This is a genomic window from Flavobacterium sp. (genome assembly GCF_043773265.1).
In the GTDB taxonomy this organism is placed as follows: Bacteria; Bacteroidota; Bacteroidia; order Flavobacteriales; family Flavobacteriaceae; genus Flavobacterium.
Genome location: NZ_JAYVFH010000250.1, coordinates 1 through 4,517, shown reverse-complemented (window position 1 = coordinate 4,517; position 4,517 = coordinate 1). Strand labels below are relative to the sequence as shown.

Genomic DNA, 4,517 nt, shown 5'->3' with positions numbered 1-4,517 from the left:
AAAAAGAAATTGACTGGTAATATTAAAAAAAAATAGTTTTTTAATTAACCAGATTTGAATTTTGTGTTTTAAAAGTCTTCATGAAATTTTCTTCGAAACATTCAAATAATCTTTCATGGTTATTGCCAGTAGATAAAATTGTTTGGTCTTTATCAGAGAATTTTTTACTAAAATTGAATTTTCTTAAATCTACTCTATATTCTCTATCATAAATATAATTTAAGTTATATACTCTAACTGTATATTTGTTATCATCGAAAGTAACTTTAAAATCAAAACTAAGTTTATATTCGTTATCATCATCATTTGTATATTGTCTTAATTTACAAATGCTAAACAATCTAATTCCTTTTCCTGTATTATCAAGTTTGTTGGTTTCAACTCGTTTATCTGTTTTATCAATTTGTTCAAGAACATCATTATCTGTTGTTGAAAAAGTAGCTTCCCAAAAAATTTCTTTGTTTTCGATTTTAAAATGCAAATTTTGAGCAAAGGAAATTCCAGTCACAAAAAATAAAAGTAAAAAAACATTTTTCATTTTAATTAACTATTTCTGAATTTGATATCTTAAAAAGTTTAGTAAAGTAAGTATCCAAACACATCATGTTTATTTTATTTTTTTCAGTAGTATGAAATACATTTTGACCTATTCGTAATACATAATTTTCTAAACGATTATTAGTGTTTTCTTCGCTTTCTCCATCAAATGTAATATCATAAACTGTAACTTTGTATTCGTCATTGTTTATTTCTACAGTAAAATTAATATCAAATGCTTGTTCAAAATACCAACCACCACCTTTGCAATCGCAATTCAATTTAGAACCTTTGCCTGTATTGTCTTCTTTATTCACAGTAACTTTTGCATGATTTTTATCAATTAAATTCAAAATATCTGTTTCTGTAGTTTTAAACGATAATTGCCAAAACACTTCTTTTCGTTCAGCTTTAAAATGATGATCTTGAGCAATTGCAGAAAAGGAAATAAATAATAATAAAATAAAATACTTTTTCATGTCTTAATTTTTTTTGCAAATATATAGTTTAATTTAAAAGTTAAGTAAAGATTAATCAACAAAAGTTACAGATTCACATTTTGGAAGATAAAAAATATCTTTCCATCTGCTTTCATAATTATTTAATGAATCAGTCATCCTAAATCAAGACAAGACAAACATTTTTTGAAATTTAGTATTCAGTCTATCTAACTTTAGTTATCAACAAAATTATGATTTTAATTGTTTATTGATTTTAGGACTCAATATTTTAATTAGCTTAATTTTAAGTAAATTCGTGGCTGTTTTATACTAAAAAACAAACATATAACTTAAACTTTAATTGATATAAACTAAATTTATGAAAAAAACTTTATTTATTATTTTTGTCATACTGGCGTCTTTTAAACTATTGGCGCAGGACAAAAAAACTGGAGTAGTTGCGGCTTCTGATTATGCTGTGACTCGACCTATTCGAGAAATTTTTGCTGAAAATCCTGTAGATGAATCAAAATTATATGGTGAAAAAGAATCAGAAGACCGAAAAAATCGTAAAGCACAAAAATTTCCATTTACAGTCACAAATAAAGGCATTGCATATGGAAATGATAATGAAAGTATTCAGAGTAAAATGGGTACTGTAGTTGCATTGCCAATAAAATTAAACATTGCTGGACAAACTGCAAGTGGCTTTCGACCTTATGATCCTTCTGGAGCAGTTGGACCAAATCATTATGTTCAAATGATTAATTCTACAACATTTAAAATATATAACAAATCTACTGGAGCAGTAATGTTAACAGGTGCTTTGGGAAGTTTATGGACTCCAGCAACTGCCAATGCAGGAGATCCAGTTGTTATGTATGACAAAGCTGCTGATAGATGGTTTTTAGCACAATTTGGCTCAAGTACTGATAAAAAAATATATATAGCAGTTTCTACAACAAACGATCCAACAGGTTCATATTATACTTATACATATGTATCACCACAATTTCCAGATTATTTAAAATTTAGTGTTTGGCAAGATGGTTATTATATGACATCCAATCAAACAACACAAAAAGTTTTTTGTTTTGATAGAACTGCATTATTAGCTGGAACTCCAGGTGCACGTTCTATTTATGTTAATTTTAGCCCACCAAAACCAACTGGTTTTTTCTCTCCACTTCCAGGCGATACAGCTGATTCTAATTTGATGCCAGCAGGAACACCTTGCCCAATTTTTTCATATTCTGATAATGGTTGGGGTACAGGTTTCTCTGATGCTGTAAACATATACAATATGTCAGTTAATTGGATTCCAGCAACTCCTACAGCAACTGTAACTTTAGCTGCTAATGTTCCAACCGCAGCTTTTGATGCTTCTTATGATCCAAGTTGGAATGATGTTTCTCAACCTGGAACAACGCAAAAATTAGATGGTATAGGTGGTGCTTTAATGTATCGTGCTCAAATAAGAAAATGGTCTGGTTACAATAGTCTATTATTAAATTGGAGTGTTAAAGCAAGTTCAACACAACGCAGTATAAAATGGTGTGAATTGCGACAAGATCAAACTACTGGAGTTTGGACAATGTATCAAGAAGGTATTTATTCACCAGATGCAGATTCTCGTTGGATGGGTTCAATGGCAATGGATAATAATGGTTCAATTGGTATTAATTATCTTAAATCAAATGCAACTTCTATTTTTCCAGGATTATATTATACAGGAAGAAGATCATGTGATCCTCTAGGAACTTTACCAGTGACAGAAACCCTTATTGTAGCTGGAACAGGTTTTCAATCAGGTGGAAATAGAGTAGGAGATTATGCTCATACAAGTTTAGATCCAGATGGTGTTACTTTTTGGGGAACAAGCGAATATATGGGAGGAACTTCAGGTTCAAGTGCAGCACGAACTAGAATATTTTCTTATCAAATACAACCTTGTGTTAATAATAATGTAGGAGTTAATATTATTATTAGTAATGGAACAAATCCTTCTTGTTATGGACAACCAATTACATTTACAGCAACACCTACAAATGGTGGTTCAACGCCAATTTATGAGTGGTTTGTAGACGGAATTAGTGTTGGAAACAATTCGACTACTTATACTACATCAACTTTAACTAATAACCAAACTGTTTCTTGTGTGTTAACATCAGATTTAGTTGGTGGTATTGGAAGTCCAGCCACATCAAATGCAATTGTAGTAGCTGTTTCAACTCAGATTGTTCCTACTGTTGTAATAGCTTTAACATCTGGAACTAATCCTTCTTGTACAGGTGCTTCAAAAACATTTACTGCTACAGCAACAAATGGTGGAGCTACTCCAATCTATGAATGGAAAGTAGATGGAATTATTGCTGGTACAAATTCACCAACTTTTACAACTGCATCATTATTGGCTGGACAAATCGTTAGTTGTGATTTTACATCAAGTCTTATTTGTGCGCTTCCTTCAATGGTGTCTAGTAACGGAATAATAATAAGTTATAATCCTACACTTATACCATCTGTAAGTATCGCTATAACTACTGGAACTAATCCTAGTGCATCTGGTTCATCAGTTACATTTACTGCTACATCAACAAACGGTGGAACACCAACATACCAATGGAAAGTTGGAACTACCAATGTAGGTACAAATTCAGCATCATATTCAACAACAACCTTAACTAATGGTCAAGTAGTATCGTGTGTAATGACTTCTAACGCTACTTGTGTAAGCCCAACAATTGCTTCGAGTAATAGTATAACCATGTCAATTAATTCTTATTGTGCAGCATCAACAACTACTATCAAAAATGAACGTATTACGAAAGTGGTTATGGGAACTATAAACAACACTACAACAAATTCTTCATACAGTAATTACACTGCATTGTCAACGAACGTTGTTGTTGGAAGTTCAAATGCTATAACAGTTACTTTAGGTACTGCGAATACAGGTGATAGAGTACTAATTTGGTGTGATTGGAATAATAATGGTGTTTTAACCGATGCTGGTGAAGCCGTGTATGCTTCTGCAACTGGAGTTGGACCTTTTACAACTTCAATAGTAGCTCCAGTTGGAACTCCATTAGGTAGTAAACGAATGAGAATTAGATTAACGCGTTCTAGTAGTGGTCCAAATTTAACTCCTTGTGGTGTGTCATCGTTTGGTGAAGTAGAAGATTATACTTTGAATGTTTTAGCAACAGTTGCTAAAGGAACTTATGAAGGTGAAAATTTAATAAATAATAACGATTCACTTTTAAATGTGCAAGTATTAATGGTTGCTCCAAATCCTAGTAATGGGACATTTACTATCAAATCTGAAAATGAAGGAAATTATTATTTAATTGATGAAAGCGGAAGGTTGATTCAATCATTACAATTAAATAAAGAAAATAACTTTCAAGTGGAAGTTACGAATATTGCAGATGGTTTCTATATTTTGGCTGGACAAAATAAATATGGAATTACGAAACAAAAAATTATAATTAAAAATTAATTTTGTTAAAAAAAAATGTAAAGACCTTCCAATTGGAA

At 31.0% G+C, this 4,517-nt stretch carries 3 protein-coding genes; 1 reads left to right on the top strand and 2 read right to left on the bottom strand.

Translation table 11 applies throughout. From position 1 onward, the window contains the following. Positions 1-40 precede the first annotated feature (40 nt). Together ACH2BO_RS13440 and ACH2BO_RS13435 are read right to left on the bottom strand one after the other, a co-directional pair. Positions 41-538 (bottom strand): hypothetical protein, encoded by a 498-nt coding sequence (locus ACH2BO_RS13440; protein WP_395045246.1) that lies wholly within the window; start codon positions 536-538, stop codon positions 41-43. Between the two features lies 1 nt (position 539). Next, the gene (locus ACH2BO_RS13435) at positions 540-1,016 is read right to left on the bottom strand and encodes a hypothetical protein (RefSeq protein WP_395045245.1); all 477 of its coding nucleotides are present in this window, start codon (positions 1,014-1,016) and stop codon (positions 540-542) included. A gap of 340 nt (positions 1,017-1,356) precedes the next feature. Between ACH2BO_RS13435 and ACH2BO_RS13430 the strand changes: the two genes are divergently transcribed. Beyond that, a complete protein-coding gene (locus tag ACH2BO_RS13430; protein WP_395045244.1) occupies positions 1,357-4,479 on the top strand; it encodes a GEVED domain-containing protein in 3,123 nt (1,040 codons plus the stop codon). Positions 4,480-4,517: the final 38 nt, after the last annotated feature.

Bases quoted from the DNA above. Each gene is read 5' to 3' on its own strand.
- ACH2BO_RS13440 (WP_395045246.1), bottom strand. From the start codon at position 538: ATGAAAAATGTTTTTTTACTTTTATTTTTTGTGACTGGAATTTCCTTT.
- ACH2BO_RS13435 (WP_395045245.1), bottom strand. From the start codon at position 1,016: ATGAAAAAGTATTTTATTTTATTATTATTTATTTCCTTTTCTGCAATT.
- ACH2BO_RS13430 (WP_395045244.1), top strand. From the start codon at position 1,357: ATGAAAAAAACTTTATTTATTATTTTTGTCATACTGGCGTCTTTTAAA.